Genomic DNA, 23,873 nt, shown 5'->3' with positions numbered 1-23,873 from the left:
TTCGCGCGGCGATTCCCCACACCACCACTGTCCGGAAACAGTGATGTCAGCCCGGGAAAACAGCGATGCCCGCCCGATCGCTGGATCGGGCGGGCATCGGCGGGACCGTTACGCGGTACCCCCGAGCAGCGCGTCGACGAACGCGCCCGGCTCGAACGGCGCCAGGTCGTCGGCGCCCTCGCCGAGGCCGACGAGCTTCACCGGCACACCCAGTTCGTGCTGCACCTGGAACACGATGCCGCCCTTGGCGGTGCCGTCGAGCTTGGTGAGGACCACGCCGGTGATGTCGACGACGTCGGCGAACACCCGGGCCTGCATCAGGCCGTTCTGGCCGACGGTCGCGTCGAGGACCAGCAGCACCTCGTCGACCTCGCCCTTCTTCTCCACGACCCGCTTGACCTTGCCCAGCTCGTCCATCAGGCCGGTCTTGGTGTGCAGGCGGCCCGCGGTGTCGACGAGGACCGCGTCGACTCCCCGGTCGATGCCCGCGGTGACCGCGTCGAAGGCGACGGCGGCCGGGTCGGCGGCCTCTTTACCGCGCACGGTCTCGGCGCCCACCCGTTCGCCCCAGGTCTGTAGCTGATCGGCGGCGGCGGCGCGGAAGGTGTCGGCGGCGCCGAGCAGCACCCGGCGTCCGTCGGCGACGAGCACGCGGGCCAGTTTGCCGGTGGTGGTGGTCTTACCGGTGCCGTTGACGCCGACCACGAGCAGGATCGCGGGCTTGTCGCCGTGCGGGAGGGCGTGGATGGAACGGTCGAGCTCGGGACGCAGCGCCTCGATGAGCACGTCACGCAGGGCGGCGCGAGCCTGTTCGGGAGTGCGCACGCTGCGCGAAGCCATCTCCTCGCGCAGGCGTTCGACGATCTTGGCGGTGCTCGCGGTGCCGATATCGGCCAGCACCAGGGTGTCTTCGATCTCTTCCCAGGAGTCCTCGTCGAGGTCGCCGCCGCCGAGCAGGCCGAGCAGGCTCTTGCCGACCGCGTTCTGGGAACGGGCTAGGCGACCGCGCAGTCGGACGAGGCGGCCGGTGGTGGGGTCGATCTCGTCGATCGCGGTGGTGGTGGCGTCGACTTCGGCCGGGGCGGTCTCGGCCGGGGCGGGTGCGGTCTCGGTGGCCGGTGCGGCGGGAGCCTCGGTCGAGGATGTATCCGCGGGCTCGACTTCGGTAACAGCCGGGTCGGTCGGCGCGGTCTTCGCGGGGGCCGTGTCCGCGGTCTCGGTGTCAGGCTCGGCAGGTGCGACCGTGTCGAGGGCGGACGCGTCGTCGGGGACGACCACGGGCTCGTCGACGGCGACATCGCCCTCGGGCAGCGGAACATCGGTGATCCCGCGGCGCGGGGCGTCACGCGGGACCGCGGCGTCGTCGCCGACGTGCGGTTGACCATCGGTATCGGTGCGTTCGGGAACGGGTTCGGGCTTCGGCACGGTCGCCGTCGAGCCGCCCTGGCTGAAGCTGAATCCACCGGACGCGGTGTAACCACCGGAGCGGTCCGTCAACTCCTTGTCCGGCTCGGGCGGGGCCAGCGAAATCTGGCGTCGCTTGTACAGGACGAAACCCGCGACGAGCGCCACCAACAGGACGGCGGCGATCGCGGCGATCAGGATCCACGCTTGCGAACTCACCCGGCGAGTCTATTCGGGCGGGGAGTTGCCGCACGTCGGCGGCGTCTGCGCGGCGGGTCGGCGGCCCGATCGCGGGCCTGTAGCCGTATGGCGGAAACACTACAGATTCGTTGTCCTGCGGAACTTCTGGCGGTTGCCCCATAGGATCGGCGGAGTGACCGATCGAAACGTGCTTGGGGGGCCGCTGGAAGAGTGCGGCACCGATCCTCTCACGGGCTTCTACCGGGACGGCTGCTGCAGCACCGGTCCGGAGGATCTCGGCAGCCACACCGTGTGCACCGTCGTGACGGCGGAATTCCTGGAGCATCAGGCCTCCATCGGCAACGACCTCAGCACCCCACGCCCAGAGAACAACTTCCCCGGGCTGCAACCGGGCGACCGCTGGTGTGTGGTGGCGGTCCGCTGGTTGCACGCCCACGAGGACGGCGTAGCCGCACCCGTGGTGCTGGCCGCGACCCATGAGAACGCGCTGGAGGTCATCTCCATGGACATCCTGCGCAAATATGCCGTAGACGTCCCCGACGACGTCAGCGACCTGCTGTAAGGGGCCGCGACCCGTTGCGGAGGCGGTGGGCCTTCTGGCGGCAGGCCGGGGAGCAGTAGCGGGCCGGCCTGCCGGTGGCCGGTTTCCGGACGGGTGCGCCGCAGACGGCGCAGGGTGCGGAAGTTTCGTTACCTTCCGCCTTTTCGTTACGGTTCATTGTCGGATGTTCCGTTACGGGTGACGGGTGAGCGCGCAGGGCGTCGAGGATGAGCGCGACGGCCGGGGCGAGTGGGTCCCGGGCGCGGCGATGTCGTTGGATCGCAACGCATCCGGTGAAGATGTCCAGCACATCGGTGACGACCACGTCGCGCCGGACCGCGCCCTGACGTTGAGCCGAGGCCAGCAGCGCGCCCAGTGCGCGATGGAAGCGGTTGCCCGCTCCGCGCAGCAGGGCACGCGGCCAGCCGTCGTCGGATTGCACCAGGTCACAGAGGTCCTTGTTGCCGGGTGTGGTCACGATGACGTGGGTGCACACGGCGAAGAAGGCCGCGCCCGGATCCGGATCGGTGAGGTGGTCGGCGGCCAGCGCCGCCAGCCGGTCGACGCGCTGTTGCATAACCGCTTCCAGCAGATCGGTTTTCGTGGGGAAATGCCGGTGGACGGTGCCCGCGCCGACACCGGCGCGGCGGGCCACCTCGGCCAGCGAGACGGTGGCGCCGCGTTCGGCGAGCGCACGCTGCGCGGCAGCCAGGATCAGCGCGCGATTGCGGCGCGCGTCGGACCGGATCGCCGGTTCCACGCCGTCCTCATCCGTCATTTCGTTACGCCTTTCCTGCTCCGGACCTGGCCAACCGGGTGCGACCACCCGTACCGTCCGGAATACGGGTCGACCGACCCGATTGTAGGCACACGATCGATCACGAAACGGAGCTCCTCCGCAATGACGTCAGCACTTCCCGTTCTGATCACCGGCGCGACGGGCAAGCAGGGTGGCGCCACCGCCCACAGATTGCTCGCCGAAGGCCACCCGGTTCGCGCGCTGGTGCGCGACCCCGACTCCCCCGCCGCCCGCGCACTGGCCGATGCCGGCGCCGAACTGACGGTCGGCGACTTCGACGACGCGGCGTCCCTGCGGGTGGCGGCGACCGGAACCCGAGCCGTATTTCTCGTTCCCCCAGCCGATTACCGCGTCGAGGGTTGGGGCGAGGACACCGAGGCCCGCCGCGGTATCGCCATGATCGACGCGGCCCGCGCCGCCGGTGCCGAACAGATCGTGTTCACCGGCGTCGCGACGATGGGCGATGCGAAATCATGGGGCCAGCAGGGCAAACGGCAGATCGAAGAGGCTCTCGCCGCGTCCGGTCTGCGCTACACGGTGTTGCGCCCTGTGCGGTTCATGGAGAACTACCTTCTGCACGGCTCCCCTGTCGACGGTATCCGCGACGGCGGCGAACACCCGCACCTGTTCCCCGCCGATCGCCCGCTCCAGATGATCGCGATCGATGACATCGCCGCGTTCGCCGCCCTGGCCTTCGCCGACCCCGCGGGCTGGCACGCCCGTACTCTCGAACTCGCGGGCGATGCCGTCACTCCGGTCGACGCGGCCGCCACTATCGGCTCCGCCATCGGCCGCCCCGTCCACTACCGCGAGGTCACCGAGGAGGAAGCCGACGCGATCGGCCCCCAGCTCGGCAACACCTGGCGGCTGATCCGCGACACCGGCGGCTGGCACGCCGACATCCCCGCCTTGCGCGCCTTGTACCCAGAGCTGACCTCCCTGCGGGATTGGCTCGCCCGCGGCGGCACAGCGCGGATCATCGACCGGATCGACTCCGCGGTCCCGGCGACCCGGTTCGGCTGAGAATCCGTCCGGCCGCGCGAGCGCCGACCTCAGGCAGAGGCCGGGACCGGGTCGGGGTCGGTGACCTCGGCTCGGTTCAGCCGCTGGGAGATGACCTGGGTGATGCCGTCGCCGCGCATGCTCACGCCGTAGAGGGCGTCGGCGATCTCCATGGTCGGCTTCTGGTGGGTGATGACGATCAGCTGGCTCTTCTCCCGCAGCTGCTCGAACAGGCCGATGAGGCGGCGCAGGTTGGTGTCGTCCAGGGCCGCCTCGACCTCGTCCATCACATAGAACGGGGAGGGGCGAGCGCGGAAGATGGCGACCAGCAACGCGACCGCGGTGAGCGACTTCTCGCCACCGGAGAGCAGCGAGAGGCGCTTCACCTTCTTGCCGGGCGGGCGCGCCTCGACCTCGATGCCGGTGGTGAGCATGTCCGACGGGTCGGTGAGCACCAGCCTGCCCTCGCCGCCGGGGAACAGTTTTCCGAAGACGCCGACGAATTCGCGTTCCACATCGGCGTAGGCCTCGGTGAACACCTGGAGGATGCGGGCGTCGACTTCGGCGACCACGTCGAGCAGGTCCTTGCGCGCGTTCTTGACGTCCTCCAGCTGGGTGGCCAGGAAGGTGTAGCGCTCTTCCAGGGCCGCGAACTCTTCCAGCGCAAGGGGATTGACCTTGCCGAGGGTGGTGAGGTCCTTCTCGGCGCGTTTGGCGCGGCGCTCCTGGGTCGGCCGGTCGTAGGGCATCGGCTGCGGCACGCTGACCTGCTCGCCGCGCTCCTTGGCCTCCTCGTACTCGTGCAGCTCCAGCGCCGAGGGCGGCAACGGCACGTCCGGCCCGTATTCGGCGACGAGGTCGGCGAGCGCGATGCCGAACTGTTCGGAGATCGTCGTCTCCAGCTGTTCGATGCGCAGTGCCGCTTGGGCTTTGGCGACTTCGTCGCGGTGCACGGCGTCGGTGAGCTGGGTCAGCTGGGTGTTCAGCGCGCGTGCGCGTTCCTTCACCTGTTCCAGCGCGGCCGCGCATTCGCCACGGCGACGGACCAATTCGTCACGCCGTGCCGCGGCGGCGGCCACGACCTGCTCGAGCTCGTTCTTGATCTCTGTACCCGATTCGGCGACGGCTGCGGCGACAGCGGCAGCCTGGCGCCGAGCGGCCTGCGCGCGTTCGGCGCGAGCTCTGGCCTCCCGCTCCCCACGGGCCGCCCTGCGCAGCGCATCCGCTTTGCCGCGAACAGATTCCGCGCGCTCCTCCGAGGTGCGCACCGACAGTCGGGCCTCGACCTCCATGGTCCGGGCCTCGGCGAGCGCGGCGGCGGCTTCCTCACGGGCATAGCCCGCGGTCTCGGTGCTCGCGGCGCCGTAACTGTCGTCGCTGCCGTCGTGTTCGATCTCGGCGTGCCGCAGCCGGTCCTCGAGTTCGGCGAGCGAGGCGAGCGACTTCTCCCGCGCCGCTTCGGCTTCCGCGCGCTGGGTGGAAAGCCGCTCCCCCTCGGTCTGCGCCGCACGGGCGTTCTGCCCGACCCGGGCGAGCCGGTCGTAGATCGCCAGCAGCGCCTGATCGGATTCGTGCAGCGCCATCAGCGCGTGGTCGGCGGCGTCCTTGCGGTCGGTCTGTTCGGCCAGCGCGCCGGCCAGCGCGGCCTCCAGCTCCTCGGCCCGCCGTTGCGCGGCCGCCAATTCCGCAGTGGCGGTGTCGATATCGGCCTGGACCTCGAGCTGGCTCGGCATCCGTTCCGAACCGCCGACGATCCAGCCCGCACCGGCCAGATCGCCGTCACGGGTGACCACCCGCAGTTCCGGGCGCAGGGCGACGAGCTCGGTGGCGGTCGCCAGATCGTCGACGACCACCACGTCGGCAGTGAGCGCGGCCAGCGCGGGGCGCACCTGCTCGTCGCCTTCGAGCACGTCGGCGAGCCACTGCGCACCGGCGGGCAACGCGGAACGCTCGGCCGATATCGCCGCGTCGGTGGCGAAGACGAACGCCACCCGGCCACCGTCACCGCTGCGCAGTTCCCGCACCGCCGAGTCGGCGGTGGTCGCGGTATCGGCGGTGATGGCATCGGCGAGCGGACCGAGCAGCGCGGCCACCGCGGCCTCGAACCCGGACTGCACGCGCAACAGGCCCGACAGCCGTCCGCCCAGCCCGCTCACCCCGTGTTCGAGCAGCCAGGCCGCGCCGTCCTTGCGGGCCAGGTTCATCCCGAGCGCTTCGATGCGGGCACCGAGCCGGGCGACCAGCTTGCTCGCCTCCCGGTCGAGTTCCCGCAGTTCCCGCACGCGCTCGTCGGCCAGTTCCTGGGCGGCGACGGCGTGTTCGTGCTGGGCGTCCAGACCCTTCTCGCCCGCGTCGAGTTCACCGAGTTCGTCCTGCACCGAGTCGTATTCGACCTGCGCGGTCTCACCGCGGTGCCGGGCGTCGGCGATGGCCACGGACAGCCGCGCGATCTCGGCGTCCACGGACTGGGCGCGGGTGCGCAACGTGTCGACCTGGCCCGACAGCCGGGCCAGCCCTTCGCGCCGGTCGGCGATCGCGCGCACGGCGGCCAGGTGCGCCTGCTCGGCGGCCTTGGCGGCGTGTTCCCGCTCGGCGAGGGCTTCGCGGGCGGCTTCGAGGGTCTCGGTGGCCATCTCGACCGCGTACCGCAGTTCGGCCTCTTCGGCTTCGATCCGGTCGGCCTCGGCTTCGAGCTGGTCCGGGTCGCGTCCGGTGCCGACCGGCGCCTCGGTGTGCAGATGCCGGGCCCGGTCGCTGGCGATGCGGATGGTGGCGTTGACCCGTTCGGTCAGCGCCGAGAGCTGGAACCAGGTCTGCGCGGCGGCCTCGGCGCTGGGGCTCAGCCGCGACAGCTGGAACTCCTGCTGTGCCAGTGCGGCGTTGGCGGCGTCGAGTTCGGTCTGCACGTTGATCTGCTGTTCGCGGGCGTAGGCCTCTTTGCTGAGCTGGGATTCCAGCTCGCCGCGGCGGGTGACCAGGTCGTCGGCGGCCAATCGCAGCCGGGCGTCGCGCAGGTCGGCCTGCACGGTCTGCGCGCGGCGGGCGACCTCGGCCTGGCGGCTGAGCGGCTTGAGCTGGCGGCGCAGTTCGGTGGTGAGATCGGTGAGCCGGGCGAGGTTGGCCTGCATCGCGTCGAGCTTGCGGACCGCCTTCTCCTTGCGCCTGCGGTGCTTGAGCACGCCCGCGGCCTCTTCGACGAACGCGCGCCGATCCTCCGGTCGCGATTCCAGGATCGCCGACAGCCTGCCCTGACCCACGATGACGTGCATCTCGCGCCCGATACCCGAGTCCGACAGCAGTTCCTGCACATCCATCAGCCGGCACGTGCTGCCGTTGATCTCGTACTCGCCCGCGCCGTCGCGGAACATCCGCCGGGTGATCGACACCTCGGCGTAGTCGATGGGCAGCGCGCCGTCGGAGTTGTCGATGGTCAGTGTCACCTCGGCACGCCCGAGCGGAGCCCGCCCGACGGTCCCGGCGAAGATGACGTCCTGCATCTTCCCGCCCCGCAACGCTTTGGCACCCTGCTCGCCCATCACCCACGACAGCGCGTCCACGACATTGGATTTGCCGGACCCGTTCGGCCCGACGACGCAGGTGATGCCCGGTTCGAAGCGCAAAGTGGTCGCAGACGCGAAGGACTTGAAACCCTTCAACGTCAAGCTCTTCAGATGCAAGAGAACTCGTCCGCCTCTCCGCGACTCAGGCCAGACCTAGGTGCGTGCAGGCATCGCACGCGGCCAGCGGTGATGGGGGTGACTCGGGCAGCCGGTTCCCGACGAGTTACCCATGTGCTCGCGAAAGCCTAGCGGACGTAGCGGCAGGTTTGCGGTCAGTGCGGGTTGATGTGCTTCATCTGCTTCTGCAGCTGACGGATATGGGTTGCGGTACCAGGGCTCGCTTCCCAGCCGGTGATCACGCGGAAGACCAGGACCGCGCCCCACGGGCCGATCACCCACATCGGCCAGAAGTAGGTGAGCTCGCCCGCGGTGAGCGAGATCAGACCCCAGATGACCAGCACGATCACGCTGACGCCGAGCCAGCTGCCCGCCTCGATGCGCTGCCAGATCGGGAAGCGCGTGCCGGGCGCGCGTTCGACCGGTGCGTCCGCTTGCTGCTGTTTCGTCAGCGCGGGCAGGTCGGACAGGACGACGGCGAGTTCGTCGCGCGTGGTGGTCGCGTAGACCTTGGCCACGCGCAGATCGTATTCGCCCAGGTCGAGCCTGCCGTCGGCCAGATGCGTGCCCAGCTGGGCGACGATCGCGTTGCGTTCGGCGTCGGACGCGCGCGTACCCGGGGTGATATCCATGCCGACGTCCTCTCGGTCACATCCACGGTGGAGTGCTGGTTCCAGCGTCCACCCTCCACAGTGCGATGTCAACCGCTCACACTCGCTCAGAGAATGGCGAAGGCCACCACGAGACCCAGCGCGAAGTGCGCGGCGGCGACGACGAGAACCTCGGGGGTGTAGGTCTCGGCGTGCAGCGTGCGGCCGATGTCGATGCCGGTGACCTTCTCGATCACCCGGACCGAGATCACCTGCGCGATGATGCCGACCAGGCCGTACACGATGGCCGCGATCAGCCCTTCCGACAGCTTGCCGCTGCCGCCGGTGGCCAGCACCGCGAACACGACGATGAACGCCATGCTGATCATCCCGGCCGCCGAGACGATGATCGCGTTCGGCTTACCCGCCACCACCAGGTCGCGCAGCTTGCCGGGCGTGGTCAGGTCGATGGCGAAGAAGCCGATCAGCATGAGGACGAGGCCGATCAGGCAGTACAGGATGATGGCGCCGACGCCTTCACCGAGCGCACTCCAATAACCCGATTCCAGGGCGAGGGCGGTCATCGTGGTCCTTTCGAACAATGTTGTGAGGTCAGGTGTCAGTCGACGATGCGGTGCGGCACGAACGCGGCGCCGTCATCGGTGATCAGGCCGGCGGTCTCCCGAATGCCGAGCCCCGCCGCGGTGTCACCCACGACCCAGGCGCCGAGCACCGGACGCATCCCGTCGAATTCCGGTAGCGGGTCGAGCAATTGGTAGACGAAACCCTCGGCGCCGTAGACGCCGCCGGTCGCGGTCTCCATACCGGGGCCGACGATGGTCATGTTCGCGCCCTCGCGGCCGAGCTTGGGTTTGCGGATGTATTCGGTGAGCTCGTGCGGGTCGTCGAGGTAGGCGGGCAACAGGTTGGGGTGGCCGGGATACATCTCCCACAGGATCGCCAGGATCGCCTTGTTGCTCAGCAACGTGGTCCACAGCGGTTCGATCCACTCGGTCGCGGGCAGGCTGCCGACCACGCGCTTGCCGAAGTCGTCGTCGAGGATCCACTCCCACGGATACAGCTTGAAGATCGCCTCGATCGGCGCCTCGGCCAGATCGACGAACCGGTTCAGCTCGGTATCGAAACCGACTTCCTCGATCGGCAGCGCGACCGTGTCGAAACCGGCTTCGGCCGCCGTCTCCTGCATGTAGGCGGTGGTGACGTTGTCCTCGCCGGTCGCGTCGGCGCCCGACCAGGTGAAGTGCAGTTCGGTACCGGGCAGCACGCCGCGCAGTTCGGTCCAGCGCTCCACCAGCTTCTCGTGCAGCGAATTCCATTGGTCGCCGCCGGGGTACACCTGCTGCAACCAGTGCCACTGGATGATCGCGGCCTCGAGCAGCGAGGTGGGGGTGTCGGCGTTGTACTCCAGCAGTTTGGCCGGGCGGCGCGCGTCGTAGCGCAGGTCGAAGCGGCCGTACACGTAAGGGTCGCTGCGACGCCATGATTCGGCGATCGGGCCCCACGTCCATTCCGGCAGACCGAAATCGGCGAAGCGCTCGGTGAGGACCACGTGTTCGACGGCGTGCAGGCACATCGATTGCAGCAGTTCCACATCGGCTTCCAGCGCGAGGATCTCGTCCATCGAGAACTCGTAGTGCACCGACTCGTCCCAGTACGGGCGCGGCTGACCGCTGGCATCGCGCCCCGGCGCGCCGTAGACGAGTCCCTGCTTCTCGATGATCTGCTGCCAGTCCCGGCGTAGTGTGCTCTTGTTGCGCCGCATCTACGACCCACTCCCGCCGGTCGACTTGCTGCCGAGTCCGCCGCGCTGCACCGTGGTGCCGCTCTTGGTCGTGATCTGGGCATTGCGCGGCTTCACCGAGGTGCCGCCCGTGGGTGGCTTACCGATCGTCGGTGTGCCGCCGTAGTGGTAGCGATACTGCGGCCAGCCCAGAATCAGCAGTCCGCCGCCGTGGCCGCCGCTGGAGCTGTCACTGCGGAAATTGGTCTTGCCGTCGCCGCACTTGTCGTCGGGGACAACGACTTCCTGCCCGTTCTCGTCGATCTGCACGCACGAGGCCGTCACCTGGTCGGGTGCGGTGATCGCCCGGTAGGCGAGGTAACCGCCGCCGACGAGCGCGGCGACGCCCACGATGGCGACACCGCCGATCATCACGCGTTTACGGTTGCGCCGCTTCTCCTCGGCCGCCGCGGCTGCTGCCCGCTCGGCCTCTTCGGCTTGCCTGCGGGCCTTGTCCCTGGCGCGGGCCTCGCCGACCGTCGGCGGACGCGGCTGGGTGACGCCGGGTTCCTGCCGCGACATCCGGCCTGGTTGCGGCTGGCCGACGGGATGCCCGCCAGTGCCGAAAGCAGGCGGCGTCGCCCCTGCGCCGCGCTCGGACGGGGTCGAACCCGCATCCGGTGCGGACCATCCCGCGCCGGGATCGGGTGGCGTCCACGGGGACCTGCCCGGCTCGCCGTTCGAGGGTTGTTCCGGTCGATCGGGCGGTCCGGGGTTCTGTGTGCTCACCGCTGCCGCCCCCTAGCCCCCGAAGTCACCACTAGCGCTCCTCGAATCCGGTCAGGTCGCCCCGCGCGGGCTCCCAGCTTTCCACAACCAGGTCCACCCGCCCAGGAGCACGCCCGGACAGACCATGTGTCGCGTGCCCGATGGCGCGAGAGCTATCGGGCGCTTCGCCGGACCGTAGCAGTTCCAGCAATTTCTCGCCCGCCGTTCGTGGCCCTTCGGCGACAACGTGGACGCGACCGTCGCGATGGTTGCGCGCGTAGCCGACCAGGCCGAGTTCCAGTGCGCGCGACCGCGTCCACCACCGGAATCCCACGCCCTGCACGTACCCGTGCACCCACGCGCTCAGCCGAACCGGCTCCTCGCTCATGCGTCGATGTTGAACGTCAACGTCACCTTGGTGCCCGCTTTGAGCGTGCGACCCACGGTGCACACCTTGTCGACGGCACGCTGCACGGTGACCAGTAGTCGTTCGCGGGCGGCCTCGTCGAGTTCGGACAGATCCAGTTCGAGGACCTCGTCGAGCTGCGGGTAGAGCTCGTTCTCCCGGTCGGCGTCACCGGAGACGCGGATGGTGGCGTCGAACTCGTCGCCGAGACGACGCGACAACGGCAGGTCGGAGCTGAGCCCGGTGCACCCGGCGAGGGCGATCTTGAGCAGTTCACCGGGAGTGAAGGCACCGGGAACACCCTGGGAGGCGATCAAGACCTCCGCGCCGCGGTTGCTGCGCCCGGTGTAGGCGCGGGTTCCGGTGCGCTCGACCCACAGTTCGGTCGGGGCATTGTTCACGGGTGCGGTCTGCTCAGCCATGCCTTGATCCTGCCATTCGCTCGAGGACGATCCACGCCTGGGAACGTCCACGCCACTCCCGGCATTCCGGGCACGTGACCGGGCGCACGCTCATTCCTGGAAGCGGTATCCCATCCCCGCCTCGGTGAGCAGATGGCGCGGGTTGGCCGGATCGTCCTCGAGCTTGCGCCGCAACTGCGCGAGGTAGACGCGCAGGTAGTGGGTCTCGGTCGCATAGGCAGGCCCCCACACCTCACGCAGTAATTCCTTGCGCCCCACCAACTTTCCGCGATTGCGCACCAGCATCTCGAGCATGCCCCACTCGGTGGGCGTCAGGTGCACCGGCGCACCCTGCTTGGTGACCTTCTTGGCGACGAGGTCGACGGTGAACGAGTCGGTGACCACCACCGGTTCGGCGGCGTCGGTCGCGCTGGCCCCACGCCGAACCGCCGCCCGCAGCCGAGCCAGCAGTTCGTCCATCCCGAACGGTTTGGTGACATAGTCGTCGGCGCCCGCGTCGAGCGCCTCGACCTTGTCGGCGGAATCCGTGCGCGCCGACAGAACGATCACCGGCGCGGATGTCCACCCGCGCAGTCCGGCCAGCACCTCGATCCCGTCCAGATCCGGCAGGCCCAGATCGAGAATGACGACGTCGGGATGCTTCTCGGCGGCGGCGCGCAAGGCGGCGGCCCCGTTGCCCGCGGTGATCACCTCGTAGCCGCGTACGGACAGGTTGATGCGCAGAGCTCGCACGATCTGCGGCTCGTCATCGACCACCAGCACCTTGACTGTGCTGCCTCCCCGCGTCTTCGAGCCGGACTCACGCGCGTCGTCACGCAGCGTCGGCGGCCGACCGTCCTGCGCGTCGACTGGTTCGCCCGTCCCCGATGAGTTACCCATGTGCTCACTTTCCTCGGGAGTCGGCTTCTGGCACCGCTGCGGGTGTGCCGGACGGTAGGTCGACGAGCATCGTCAGACCACCGCCTGGGGTCGGCTCGGCGTGCACGGTGCCGCTCATCGCTTCGACGAAGCCGCGGACGACTGACAGGCCGAGGCCGACGCCGGTGGTGTTGTCGCGGTCGCCGAGGCGTTGGAAGGGTTCGAACAGTTGCTCCTCGGTGCCCGACGGGACGCCGGGGCCGATGTCGACGACCGCGATCGACACTCGCTCGCCGTCGTGTTCGGCGGTGACCCGCACGGGCGATTCGCGACCGGAATGCCGCAGGGCGTTGTCGATCAGGTTGGCCAGCACGCGTTCGAGCAGGCCGCTGTCGGCGAGCACGGACACCTCACCGACCTCGACCTTCACCCGGTCCATCGCCGCCCGGCGCAGGCCGCGGGTGCCCATGCCGACGCTGACCAGCGCGCGATGCACCGCCTCGTCCATGTACACCTGTCGCAGCTGCGGCGTCACGACGCCGACCGCCAGTCGCGAGGAGTCGAGCAGATTACCCACCAGCGCGGTCAGCTGGTCGACAGACTCCTCGATCGCTTCCAGCAATTCGCCGGTGTCCTCGGCCGAGAATTCGATGTCGTCGCTGCGCAGGCTGGACACGGCCGCTTTCGCACCGGCCAGCGGGGTGCGCAGATCGTGGCTGACCGCCGACAGCAGCGCGCGGCGCAGCCGGTCGGCTTCCAGGAGCGCCGCCGCGGCACTGGCTTCCTCGGCCAACCGAGCCTGACGCACCAGCCCGACCGCCTGGTTGGCGACGGCGTTGAGCACCGGCCGGTCGGTGGAGTCGATCGACCGCCCGGCCAGCAGCAAATGGCTCTGCGCGTCTCCAGCTTCGATGACGGTCTCGGCATCGGCCGGACGCGTCGGTGGGTCTGTACCGACCGCGGCGACGATCTGATCCCCGCACCGCACGCTCACCGCGCGCTGGCCATAGGTTTCGCGAACCTGCTCGAGCAGGTTGGGCAGGTCGGCGCCGTGCAGCACGGATCCCGCGAACATCGTCAGCAGCTCCGCTTCCCGCGATGCCTTGCGCGCCTGCAGTGTTCGCTTGGCCGCGACGTCGACCAGCGCCGCCACAGCCACCGCGACGATGAGCAGCACGACCACGGTGACGAAGTTGTCCGGCTCGGCGATGGTGAAGCTGAAGCGCGGGTCGGTGAAGTACCAGTTCAGCAGCAACCCCGACAGCAACGCCGACAAACCGGCGGGGACGACACCGCCGAACAGCGCGACCGCGACCACCCCGACGAAGAACATCGCGCTGAGCCCGCCCAGCTGCAACCACCCGTCGAGGAACACCCCGCAGATCACGCTCACCAGGACCGGCACGACCACGGCCGCGAGCCACGCGCTCACCGGCCGCCGCGGACGCAGCCAATGCCTGCGCACCCCGCGGCCGGCCTCCTCGTGGGTCACCATGTGCACATCGATCTTGCCCGAGCGCTGCACCACGGTGGAGCCGATGCCCTCGTCGAGCATTCGCGCCCAGCGCGAGCGTCGCGAGGTGCCGAGCACCAGCTGGGTGGCGTTGACCTCACGCGCGAAATCGAGCAGCGCGGAAGGCACGTCGTCACCGGTCACTGTGTGCAGCGAGGCGCCGAGACCGGCGGCGAGATCGCGCAGCTTGGTCATCCGCTCGGTCGACACCCCGACCAGCCCGTCGCCGCGCACCACGTGCAAGACGACCAGGTCGGCACTGGACTTGGACGCTATCCGCCCGGCCCGGCGCACCACCGTCTCCGATTCGGGACCACCGGTGACCGCGACGACGACGCGCTCGCGCGCCTCCCACAACTCGGTGATCTTGTGGTCGGCCCGGTATCTGGCCAGCGCCGCGTCGACCTGGTCGGCCAGCCACAGCAGCGCCAGTTCGCGCAGCGCCGTGAGATTGCCGGGGCGGAAATAGTTGCGCAGCGCCGCGTCGACCTTGTCGGCGGCGTAGACATTGCCGTGGGAAAGCCTGCGCCGCAACGCCTCCGGTGTCAGGTCGACCAGTTCCACCTGATCGGCGCCGCGCACCACCGCGTCGGGCACCGTCTCGCGCTGCTCGATGCCCGTGATCTGCTGGACCACATCGTTGAGGCTCTCGAGGTGCTGCACGTTCACCGTGGAGATCACGTCGATACCCGCAGCCAGGAGTTGCTCCACGTCCTGCCAGCGCTTCTCGTGCACGCTGCCCGGTGCGTTCGTGTGCGCCAGCTCGTCGACCAGCACCACCGCGGGCTTGCGCGCGAGCACCGCGTCGACATCGAGTTCGGGTAGCTCGGTCCCTCGATAGGAAACCGTTTTGGGCGGAATGCGCTCGATGCCGTCCAGCAGTTCGGCGGTCTTCTTGCGCCCGTGCGTCTCCACGACGGCCGCCACCACATCGCGGCCGCGTTCGGACCTCCGATGCGCTTCGCCGAGCATGGCGTAGGTCTTGCCCACGCCCGGCGCCGCACCGAGGTAGATGCGCAGTTGTCCGCGTTTCACCGGTCCATCATCGCGTGCCTGCGCGCCGGAACCGGCGGTCGCACCGGCAACACACCGACGCTCACCATCGGTGCGTGCGCGCTGCTGTGCCGACCGAGCACCCGGATCAACAGCAGCGATCCGACGAAACCTCCGATCACCGCAAGGGTCACAACAGACACCGCGATCTCACTTTCCGCGAACTGGGTCCGGCGGCGCCTTTCGCCTGCCGGTACATCACTGTCTACCGCGCCGGAATTCGCCTGATCTCGATCTTTACGGAGTGTTGACGGCTATCGGCCCCGCTTTGACGGCATCCGCACGGCCGCGTGCGTCAACATTCCGCAAAGGCGGCGCCGCAGGGCGCTAAGGAGTCGTAAGGAAACCGCGCCGAGCCCGAAATCGGCGTTTCACTCACCTCGGCGCTTCACCTCGGGGCGTCGAGGAGGTTGGAAATGTCTGTCGTGGTGTTCACGGTGCTCACCGTGGCGATCTTCGCGCTGCTGGGCCTGATCCAGCGGGGGGTGGAGAAGCTGTGATCGCGAACCTTGTCGGTCTGGTCCTGGCCGTTCTCGTCGCCGTCTTCATGGTCGCGGCGTTGCTCTTCCCCGAGAGGTTCTAGGTGAACACGACAACCGCGGGCATCGCCTTCGTGGCGGCCCTGGTGATCACGCTGGCCCTGGTGCATGTACCGCTCGGCGACTACATGTTCCGGGTGTACAACGCCGGCAAGCACTCTCGCGTCGAACGGCTGATCTACCGTGCCATCGGCGCGAAGCCCGAGGTCGAGCAGACCTGGCCGATCTACGCGCGCAGTGTGCTGGCGTTCTCCGCCGTGGGCATCCTGTTCCTGTTCTTCTTCCAGCTGGTCCAGGGCGCGCTGCCGCTGCACCTGAACGACCCGGGCACCGAGATGACCCCGGCGCTGGCGTGGAACACCGCGGTCAGCTTCGTCACCAACACCAACTGGCAGAACTACTCCGGCGAGTCCACCCAGGGACACCTGGTGCAGATGGCCGGTCTGGCCGTGCAGAATTTCGTCTCCGCGGCCGTCGGCATGGCGGTGGCGGTGGCCCTGGTGCGCGGTTTCGCCCGCCGCCACACCGGTGAGCTGGGCAATTTCTGGGTCGACCTGGTGCGCGGCACCCTGCGCATCCTGCTGCCGATCGCGTTCGTCTTCGCGATCGTGCTGGTCGCCGGTGGCGTCATCCAGAACTTCCACCTGCACGATCAGGTCGCCCAGACCGTCGGCGGCGCGCAGCAGACCCTGACCGGTGGTCCGGTCGCGAGCCAGGAGGTCATCAAGGAGCTGGGCACCAACGGTGGCGGCTTCTACAACGCCAACTCCGCGCACCCGTTCGAGAACGCGAGCACGTGGACGAACTTCCTGGAGATCTTCCTGCTCCTGGTGATCGCGTTCTCGTTGCCGCGCACGTTCGGGCGGATGGTCGGCAGCACCAAGCAGGGCTACGCGATCGTGGCGGTGATGGGAACGATCGCCCTGACCAGCATCACGCTGACCAACTTCTTCCAGCTGCGGGCCCATGGCACGGTGCCGACCGCGATCGGGGCGTCGATGGAAGGCGTGGAAACCCGGTTCGGCGTGGCCGATTCGGCCACCTTCGCCGGCGCGACCACCCTCACCTCGACCGGCGCGGTGAACTCGTTCCACGATTCCTACACCAGCCTCGGCGGCATGATGACGATGTTCAACATGCAGCTGGGCGAGGTGGCGCCCGGCGGTGTCGGCTCCGGTCTGTACGGCATGCTGATCCTGGCGGTGATCACGGTGTTCGTGGCCGGTCTGATGGTCGGTCGCACGCCCGAGTACCTCGGCAAGAAGATCACTCCGCGCGAAATCAAGCTGGCCGCTTCCTATTTCCTGGTGAGCCCGCTGATCGTGCTGATCGGCACGTCCGTCGCGATGGCACTGCCGGGGCAGCGGGCGAGCATGCTCAACAGCGGCCCGCACGGACTCTCGGAAGTGCTGTACGCCTTCACCTCCGCGGCCAACAACAATGGTTCGGCCTTCGCCGGCCTCACCGGCAACACCGAGTGGTTCAACACCGCGCTCGGTCTGGCGATGGTGTTCGGGCGGTTCCTGCCGATCATCTTCGTGCTGGCGTTGGCCGGATCGCTGGCACGCCAGGGCACCACTCCCGCGTCGATCGGCACGCTGCCGACGCACCGGCCGCAGTTCGTCGGCATGGTCGTCGGCGTCACGGTGATCCTGGTCGCGCTCACCTTCCTGCCCGCTCTCGCGCTCGGGCCGCTCGCCGAAGGAATCCACTGACATGACAACTCCCACACTCCAACCCACGGTCACGCCGCGGACCAAGGGCGTGCGCAAGGGCGTCCTCGACCCGAAGCTGCTGCTCACCTCATTGCCCGACGCGGTCCGCAAGCTCGACCCACGCACCCTGTGGAAGAACCCGGTCATGCTGATCGTGGAGATCGGCGCGGTGTGGTCGACGATCCTGGCGATCGGCGACCCGACCTTCTTCGCCTGGGCCATCGTCGTCTGGCTGTGGCTCACCGTCGTGTTCGCCAATCTGGCCGAGGCCGTCGCCGAAGGGCGCGGCAAAGCGCAGGCAGACACGCTGCGAAAAGCCAAGACCGACACCGTCGCTCGTCGTCTGGCGGACTGGACACCCGGCGGCCGGATCATCGAAGAGCGCGTCGCCGCCACGGAACTGCGGCGCGGTGACTTCGTGGTCGTGGAGGCCGGTCAGGTCGTCCCCGGCGACGGTGACGTCGTCGAAGGCATCGCGTCCGTCGACGAATCGGCCATCACGGGTGAATCCGCACCGGTCATCCGCGAATCCGGCGGCGATCGCTGCGCGGTCACCGGCGGCACCACGGTGCTCTCGGACCGGATCGTCGTCGAGATCACCCAGGAGCCGGGCGCCAGCTTCATCGACAAGATGATCGCGCTCGTCGAAGGCGCGAGCAGACAGAAGACGCCCAACGAGATCGCGCTCAACATCCTGCTGGCCGCGCTCACGATCATCTTCGTATTCGCGGTGGCGACCCTGCAACCCTTGGCGATCTTCGCCAAGTCGAACAACCCCGGCGTGCCGGACACGTCGGCGCTGGACGCGCACGGGATCACCGGCATCGTGATGGTCTCGCTGCTGGTCTGCCTCATCCCGACCACCATCGGCGCGCTGCTCTCGGCCATCGGCATCGCGGGCATGGACCGCCTCGTGCAACGCAATGTGCTGGCCATGTCCGGTCGCGCGGTCGAAGCGGCGGGCGATGTGAACACCCTGCTGCTCGACAAGACCGGCACCATCACCCTCGGCAACCGGCAAGCCGCCGAATTCATCCCGGTGCCCGGCGTTCTCGACGACGAACTGGCCGACGCGGCACAACTGTCGAGCCTCGCCGACGAAACACCGGAGGGCCGCTCGATCGTCGTGTTCGCCAAGGAGGTGTTCAACAAGCGCGAACGCAGCGCGGGAGAACTGCCGGGCGCGACGTGGATCGAGTTCACCGCACAGACCCGCATGTCCGGTGTCGACCTCGCCGACGGGCACCAGCTGCGCAAGGGCGCGGCCGGCGCTGTCACCGACTGGGTTCGCACCCAGGGTGGTTCGATTCCGAGCGAGGCAGCCGCGATCGTCGACGGCGTCTCCGCCTCCGGTGGCACCCCGCTGATGGTCGGTGAGCTCCGCGACGGCACACCACGACTGCTCGGGGTGATCCATCTCAAAGACGTGGTCAAACACGGCATGCGGGAACGCTTCGACGAGATGCGCCGCATGGGCATCCGCACCGTGATGATCACCGGCGACAACCCGTTGACCGCCAAGGCGATCGCCGACGAGGCGGGTGTGGACGACTTCCTCGCCGAAGCCACGCCGGAGGACAAGCTCGCCCTGATCAAGTCCGAACAGGACGGCGGCCGCCTGGTCGCGATGACCGGCGACGGCACCAACGACGCCCCCGCGCTCGCCCAGGCCGACGTGGGCGTGGCCATGAACACCGGCACCTCGGCCGCCAAAGAGGCGGGCAACATGGTCGATCTGGACTCGGATCCGACCAAGTTGATCGAGATCGTGGAGATCGGCAAGCAGTTGCTGATCACCCGTGGCGCGCTCACCACGTTCTCCATCGCCAACGACATCGCCAAGTACTTCGCGATCATCCCCGCGCTGTTCGTGGCCCTGTTCCCCGGTCTGGACGCACTCAACATCATGCGCCTGGCCAGCCCCCAGTCGGCGATCCTGTCCGCGGTCATCTTCAACGCGATCATCATCGTGGCGCTCATCCCGCTTGCGCTGCGCGGTGTCAACTACCGGGCGAGCAATGCCTCGGCGCTGTTGAGCCGCAACCTGACGATCTACGGCCTCGGCGGCATCATCGCGCCGTTCGCCGGGATCAAGCTCATCGATCTGCTCGTCCAACTTCTCCCCGGGATGGCCTGAAATGCGCATGTCGACCTGGATCCGGCAGCACCTGGCCGCGCTGCGCGCCCTGCTCGTGCTGACCGTGATCACCGGAATCGTCTATCCCGTCGCTGTTTTCGCGATCGCCCAGCTGCCGGGGCTCAACGAGAACGCCGAAGGCTCGCTCCTCGAGCGGGACGGAGAACTGGTGGGCTCCAGCCTGATCGGGCAGTCCTTCACCGATGCCGACGGCAAGGCGATGACGCAGTATTTCCAGAGCCGTCCCTCGGCCGCGGGCGAGGGCTACGACCCACTGTCCACTGCCGCGAGCAATCTCGGCCCGGAGGACATCGTCGACACCGCCGACCGCACCAGCCTGCTCACCACCGTGTGCACCCGGTCGAAGGAGGTCGGCGACCGTGAGGGGGTCGACGGCGCCCGCCGGTTCTGCACGAAAAGTGGTGTGGGCGCCGCGCTCTCGGTGATCGGGCCGCGTGACGCGGACGGTGATGTGTCGCAGCCGGTGCAGGTGGTCAGTGTCAACGAACTCTGCCCCGCGCGACCGTTCCTGACCACCTTCCGCGGTGTCCCCGTGGAGTGCGCGAAGGAGGGCGAGGACTACGCCGTCGGCCGGATCATCCCGATCCTCGGCGACGCACCGGCCGAGGCCACGGTCCCCGCCGACGCGGTCACCGCGAGCGGCAGCGGACTCGACCCGCACATCTCCCCCGAGTACGCGGCCATCCAGGTCGAGCGGGTCGCGAAGGCGCGCGGCATCACCGCCGCCCAGGTGCGCGAACTACTCGCCGCGCACACCGACGGGCGCACGCTCGGATTCCTCGGTGAGCCACGGGTGAACGTCGTCGAACTCAACCTCGATCTCGACGCCCGCTACCCGTTCACGGGCTGAAGCACAGCAATCGGGGCCGCAACCATCGCAGGTTGCGGCCCCGATTCCGCGCTCTACTCCTCGTCGGTGATCAGAGCCCAGCCCTCGGGCAAGCCCGTCACGGTCACCGCCGAGCCGCACACCTCGAGATCCACCGTCACCCCGTCGCCGAGCCGGAACTCCGACATCCGCACACACCCCCAGGCCGGGGGAATCTGCGGCCGCAGCGTCAATGTCCTGGCCGGCACATCGGGATCGAGCCCGAGGAACGACCGAACCAGCAGCAACGGTGCCGCACTGGCCCAGGCCTGGGGCGAACACGACGTCGGATACGGCACGGGCGCAGCGAATCTCGCACGCGGGAAGCCACAGAACAGTTCGGGCAACCGGCCGTCGAACGCCGCGGCGGCATCGAGCAGACCACCCGACAGCTTCGTCGCCAGTTCCACCGCGCCCGGCACATGCTGGTATCGCATCAACCCGGCGACAGCGATCGCCGTGTCGTGCGGCCAGATCGACCCACAGTGGTAACTCATCGGGTTGTAGGCGCCCATATCGGAAGCCAACGTCCGCAGCCCGAAGCCCGAATCCATCTCCGCCCGGGACAGATTGCGGATGAGGATCTCGGCGTGCTCGTCGGTCGCGATGCCCGACCACAGACAGTGTGCCGCATTGCTGGTCAGCGCGTCGACCTGCCGTTTACGTCCGTCCAAGGCCACCGCGTACCACCCGTAATGGGGTAGCCAGAACTGTTCGGCGAACTTGGTTCGCAACTCGTCGGCCCGCTCCCGCATTCGCACGGCCAGCTCGGGGTCGTCGAACTGGTCGGCGAGCTCCGCACGGGCCAGGAACGCCGCGTACACATATCCCTGGACCTCGGCCAGCGCGATCGGGGCCTCGGCGATATGTCCCGCGGCGTCGTTGATTCCGTCGAAACTGTCCTTCCAGCCCTGATTGATCAGGCCGCGATCGGTGGCGCGCACGTATTCGACGAAACCGTCGTCGTCGCGGTCACCGAAATCGGTGATCCAGCTGATCGCGGCGTCGGCCGCGGGCAGCAGGGTGGCGATCGACGCCGGATCCGCGCCCCATCGCAGACATTCGGCGAGCAGCATCACGAAAAGCGGTGTGGCGTCGACGGTTCCGTAATAGATCTGTCCGCCCAGCACCTGCCCGACCGAGGGACCGCGCCGCATCTCGTGCATGATCCGGCCCGGCTCCTCTTCGACGAGAGGATCGATCGTCTGCCCTTGCAATTCGGCCAACTGCTGCAAAGTGCCCAGTGCCAGATCGGTTTCCAGTGGCAGCGACATCCACGCCGTGAGCAGGGAGTCCCGGCCGAACAGCGTCATGAACCACGGCGCACCCGCGGCCACGAAGGGCCGGTTGGTGCCCGAATCGGTGTGGATCTGCAAGGCGCCGAGATCGCTTTCGGTGCGCCGCAGGATCTGGTTGAGCAGGCCCGAATCCGCGGAGATATCGGTGGCGGTGGCTCGCCAGGCCTGGATCTTGCGCACGGGCTCGCTGGCCCGATATCGCTCGCCCGGTGTCCCCGCGATCTGCGGGCGTTGCGCGGCGCCCGCCGGCTGGGCGGTGATCTCGGTCTGCCAGCGTCCGCCCGCGGGGACCACGACCCGCCAGATCATGGTGCCGGGCAACACCATCGGCTCGACGGTCGAGGTGAGCGCGAGCCCACGCGACAGATCGGCGCGGTCGTGCAGCAGCAATTCACCGTCGGTGGTGGTCATCTCCGCCCGGCGCCCGTGGGTCCGGCCTTCCTTCACCGCGAACAGGTCGACGAAATCGGCGTCGACGTGCAGTTCGAGCACCACCGCTGTCGCCTCACGGCTCATGTTCTCCAGCGTGATCAGCTCGTGCATGCCCTCGGCGACGAGCCGATCGCGCACCACGAGCAGGGTGCTGTCGGCCCGACCCTGTTGCGGCGGCCTGCGTAGCACGAACCGTGCCGCGAAAGCCTCCGGGCTCAACACCGACAGCGCCTCGGGCCGTTTGCCGTCGATCATCAGCTCCCAGCGCGAGATCACCCTGGCGTCACGGAAGAACAGGCCCTGCGGCTTACCCGGCTCGATATCGCCGAGCCGGTCGGACAGGCAGAATGTGCCGCCTTCGACAAGGGTGATGTTGCCGCCGCCGCCACCGAGCCCCGCGGGTTCCCCCGCGTTGAGGGGGCTCGGCGCCGAGGCGCTGTCGGTGCTCATGCGCGCCCGTTGGCCGCCACCCCGACGGGCATCGGCATCGCATACGCGGTGTCGTACCCGATCGTGGTGCGGGCGAGCAGTTCCCGGTACACCTGCTCGTAGCCGCGGCCGAGGGTGTCGGCGCTGAAGTTGTCGACCACGTGCTTGCGGCAGACCGCAGGATCGTAGGTCTGAACTTCGGCGATGGCCTCGGGCAACTCGGCCGGATCGTCACAGATCCGCCCGGTCACCCCGTCGACCACCACTTCGCTCACCGCACCGCCACGCAACGCGACCACCGGCGTACCGCAGATCATCGCCTCGATCATCACCATGCCGAACGGCTCCTCCCATCGAATGGGGAACAGCAGACACTTAGCTCCGGAGAGCAGCTTACGCTTGGCGGCCGCGTCGGCGAGACCGAACATCTGATCCTGATCGGTCATCCGCGGCTGCACGAACTTCTCGAAATAGGCCTTCTCCGGCGGCTCACTGCACTTGCCCGCCAGGATCAGCGGCATGCCGGCGGCGTGGGCGGCGTCCAGCGCCAGATGCGGGCCCTTGTCGTCGCTGAACCGGCCGAGGAACAGCGCGTAGTCCTGCTTCTCGGTCTGGAACGGCCACTGATCAGGACGCAGCGCGTTGTGGACCCGGCCCGCCCACGGCAGATCGGGCGCCAGCGCGCGCTGACGGTCGCTGATCGCGACGAGCGAGCACTCCTCGCCCAGTTCCTTGTAATAGCGGTAGCAGTCGTCCTGCACCGGGCCGTGCACGGTGACCACTGTCGGCAGCCCGAGATTGGCGTAGGCGGGCGCGTTCAGCGGGCCTGCGAACGTGTGGTCGTGGACCAGGTCGATGCCTTCGGTATCGGCCAGCCGCTCGATGGCGCGGCGTACCCGCAGCGCGTGCACGATTTCCGGGAACGGGTCGCCCAGCCGTTCGGGCTGGATCCGGTCCCACAGCGGAACGAAATCCGCCTGGGTACCGTCGACACCCGCACCGAACAGGGTGACGTGATGGCCGCGCTCACACAGGGAGTCGACCAGATCGGCGACTACGGCCTCGACGCCGCCGTAGGCCTTGGGTGGAACGTCGAAATACGGTGGAACAACCATCGCGATCCGCAGGGGACCACCGTGGTGATCGATCGAATAGAGATCGGACGCGGACAAACCGGTCGGCGACATTGCCGACGTGTCTGTACTCATGACCTTCCTTCCAGGGACGCAACCTCGCAACACTTGCGCGAACAAGAGATGGCCGCCTCGGCGGAGGTGGAGACGAGAGCTTCACCGCCGTCCATGGGGCATGGTTGGCCTGGCCAGACGCGATGCGCACCGTTTCGGGTGCCCGTCTGAACAGAGGGGCCGTCAAGGAACGTACCCCGCTACCGCAGAGTAAACCAGCGTGTTGCTGGAAATGTTCTATATCGATTCCCTACCACGGCAGGAGATTACGC

20 protein-coding genes are annotated in these 23,873 nt (G+C 68.5%); 6 read left to right on the top strand and 14 right to left on the bottom strand.

Annotation, left to right across the window (positions count from 1 at the left end):
* Nucleotides 1–108: 108 nt before the first annotated feature.
* Nucleotides 109–1,623 (bottom strand): signal recognition particle-docking protein FtsY, encoded by a 1,515-nt coding sequence (gene ftsY, locus ACWF99_RS24455; protein ID WP_452537489.1) that lies wholly within the window; start codon nucleotides 1,621–1,623, stop codon nucleotides 109–111.
* Between the two features lie 154 nt (nucleotides 1,624–1,777).
* On the opposite strand from ftsY, the gene ACWF99_RS24450 reads away from it, so the two are divergent.
* Nucleotides 1,778–2,167: a DUF2237 family protein gene (locus ACWF99_RS24450; RefSeq protein WP_019048221.1), complete on the top strand. Its 390-nt coding sequence runs from the start codon at nucleotides 1,778–1,780 to the stop codon at nucleotides 2,165–2,167.
* Here the strand turns inward: ACWF99_RS24450 and ACWF99_RS24445 are convergent.
* Nucleotides 2,151–2,924: a TetR/AcrR family transcriptional regulator gene (locus ACWF99_RS24445; RefSeq protein WP_452537488.1), complete on the bottom strand. Its 774-nt coding sequence runs from the start codon at nucleotides 2,922–2,924 to the stop codon at nucleotides 2,151–2,153. The genes ACWF99_RS24450 and ACWF99_RS24445 overlap by 17 nt on opposite strands.
* Before the next feature lie 123 nt (nucleotides 2,925–3,047).
* Between ACWF99_RS24445 and ACWF99_RS24440 the strand changes: the two genes are divergently transcribed.
* The gene (locus ACWF99_RS24440; RefSeq protein ID WP_452537487.1) at nucleotides 3,048–3,968 is read left to right on the top strand and encodes an NmrA family NAD(P)-binding protein; all 921 of its coding nucleotides are present in this window, start codon (nucleotides 3,048–3,050) and stop codon (nucleotides 3,966–3,968) included.
* A 29-nt stretch (nucleotides 3,969–3,997) separates the two neighbouring features.
* On the opposite strand, the gene smc is transcribed toward ACWF99_RS24440, so the two are convergent.
* The 10 genes from smc to ACWF99_RS24390 all read right to left on the bottom strand — a co-directional run bounded on the left by smc (nucleotide 3,998) and on the right by ACWF99_RS24390 (nucleotide 15,118).
* Nucleotides 3,998–7,624 (bottom strand): chromosome segregation protein SMC, encoded by a 3,627-nt coding sequence (smc, locus tag ACWF99_RS24435; RefSeq protein WP_378626352.1) that lies wholly within the window; start codon nucleotides 7,622–7,624, stop codon nucleotides 3,998–4,000.
* A 155-nt stretch (nucleotides 7,625–7,779) separates the two neighbouring features.
* Nucleotides 7,780–8,256 carry a DUF1707 SHOCT-like domain-containing protein gene (locus tag ACWF99_RS24430; protein WP_378626350.1) on the bottom strand — a complete coding sequence of 159 codons (477 nt, stop codon included), beginning with the start codon at nucleotides 8,254–8,256 and terminating at the stop codon, nucleotides 7,780–7,782.
* 86 nt (nucleotides 8,257–8,342) lie between these two features.
* Nucleotides 8,343–8,798, bottom strand: a complete 456-nt coding sequence (locus ACWF99_RS24425; RefSeq protein WP_378626349.1) for a DUF350 domain-containing protein — start codon at nucleotides 8,796–8,798, stop codon at nucleotides 8,343–8,345.
* A 35-nt stretch (nucleotides 8,799–8,833) separates the two neighbouring features.
* Complete coding sequence (locus tag ACWF99_RS24420; RefSeq protein WP_452537486.1) at nucleotides 8,834–9,997, bottom strand: glutathionylspermidine synthase family protein; 1,164 nt, start codon at nucleotides 9,995–9,997, stop codon at nucleotides 8,834–8,836.
* Nucleotides 9,998–10,537, bottom strand: coding sequence for a hypothetical protein (locus tag ACWF99_RS24415; RefSeq protein WP_378626347.1), 540 nt, complete (start codon nucleotides 10,535–10,537; stop codon nucleotides 9,998–10,000). It lies immediately after the preceding gene.
* A gap of 238 nt (nucleotides 10,538–10,775) precedes the next feature.
* Complete coding sequence (locus tag ACWF99_RS24410) at nucleotides 10,776–11,111, bottom strand: acylphosphatase (RefSeq protein WP_378626346.1); 336 nt, start codon at nucleotides 11,109–11,111, stop codon at nucleotides 10,776–10,778.
* The gene (locus ACWF99_RS24405; protein WP_378626344.1) at nucleotides 11,108–11,551 is read right to left on the bottom strand and encodes an OsmC family protein; all 444 of its coding nucleotides are present in this window, start codon (nucleotides 11,549–11,551) and stop codon (nucleotides 11,108–11,110) included. The genes ACWF99_RS24410 and ACWF99_RS24405 overlap by 4 nt, the downstream gene beginning before the upstream one ends.
* 90 nt (nucleotides 11,552–11,641) lie before the next feature.
* Nucleotides 11,642–12,313, bottom strand: coding sequence for a response regulator (locus tag ACWF99_RS24400; RefSeq protein ID WP_378628245.1), 672 nt, complete (start codon nucleotides 12,311–12,313; stop codon nucleotides 11,642–11,644).
* A 121-nt stretch (nucleotides 12,314–12,434) separates the two neighbouring features.
* Entirely contained in the window at nucleotides 12,435–14,957 is a 2,523-nt protein-coding gene (locus tag ACWF99_RS24395; RefSeq protein WP_452537485.1) for an ATP-binding protein, read from the bottom strand.
* Nucleotides 14,954–15,118 carry a hypothetical protein gene (locus tag ACWF99_RS24390; RefSeq protein WP_378626342.1) on the bottom strand — a complete coding sequence of 55 codons (165 nt, stop codon included), beginning with the start codon at nucleotides 15,116–15,118 and terminating at the stop codon, nucleotides 14,954–14,956. Before ACWF99_RS24390 ends, ACWF99_RS24395 begins: the two co-directional genes overlap by 4 nt.
* 273 nt (nucleotides 15,119–15,391) lie before the next feature.
* Between ACWF99_RS24390 and ACWF99_RS24385 the strand changes: the two genes are divergently transcribed.
* The 4 genes from ACWF99_RS24385 (at nucleotide 15,392) to ACWF99_RS24370 (ending at nucleotide 20,237) form a co-directional block, all read left to right on the top strand.
* Nucleotides 15,392–15,475 carry a potassium-transporting ATPase gene (locus tag ACWF99_RS24385; protein WP_067449012.1) on the top strand — a complete coding sequence of 28 codons (84 nt, stop codon included), beginning with the start codon at nucleotides 15,392–15,394 and terminating at the stop codon, nucleotides 15,473–15,475.
* A gap of 83 nt (nucleotides 15,476–15,558) precedes the next feature.
* Nucleotides 15,559–17,229, top strand: a complete 1,671-nt coding sequence (gene kdpA / locus ACWF99_RS24380) for a potassium-transporting ATPase subunit KdpA (RefSeq protein ID WP_452537484.1) — start codon at nucleotides 15,559–15,561, stop codon at nucleotides 17,227–17,229.
* Nucleotide 17,230: 1 nt separating this feature from the next.
* A complete protein-coding gene (gene kdpB, locus ACWF99_RS24375) occupies nucleotides 17,231–19,366 on the top strand; it encodes a potassium-transporting ATPase subunit KdpB (RefSeq protein WP_452537483.1) in 2,136 nt (711 codons plus the stop codon).
* A gap of 1 nt (nucleotide 19,367) precedes the next feature.
* Nucleotides 19,368–20,237: a potassium-transporting ATPase subunit C gene (locus ACWF99_RS24370; RefSeq protein WP_452537482.1), complete on the top strand. Its 870-nt coding sequence runs from the start codon at nucleotides 19,368–19,370 to the stop codon at nucleotides 20,235–20,237.
* A 53-nt stretch (nucleotides 20,238–20,290) separates the two neighbouring features.
* Here ACWF99_RS24370 and ACWF99_RS24365 read toward each other — a convergent pair whose 3' ends face one another.
* On the bottom strand, nucleotides 20,291–22,435 hold the full coding sequence (locus tag ACWF99_RS24365) for an amylo-alpha-1,6-glucosidase (RefSeq protein WP_378626337.1): 2,145 nt from the start codon (nucleotides 22,433–22,435) through the stop codon (nucleotides 20,291–20,293).
* The gene (locus tag ACWF99_RS24360) at nucleotides 22,432–23,601 is read right to left on the bottom strand and encodes a glycosyltransferase family 4 protein (RefSeq protein WP_378628243.1); all 1,170 of its coding nucleotides are present in this window, start codon (nucleotides 23,599–23,601) and stop codon (nucleotides 22,432–22,434) included. The genes ACWF99_RS24365 and ACWF99_RS24360 overlap by 4 nt, the downstream gene beginning before the upstream one ends.
* Nucleotides 23,602–23,873: the final 272 nt, after the last annotated feature.

This window comes from Nocardia sp. NPDC055002, from assembly GCF_053608825.1.
Note: the sequence above shows the minus strand (reverse complement) of the source record. Positions and strands in the feature narration are given on the sequence as shown.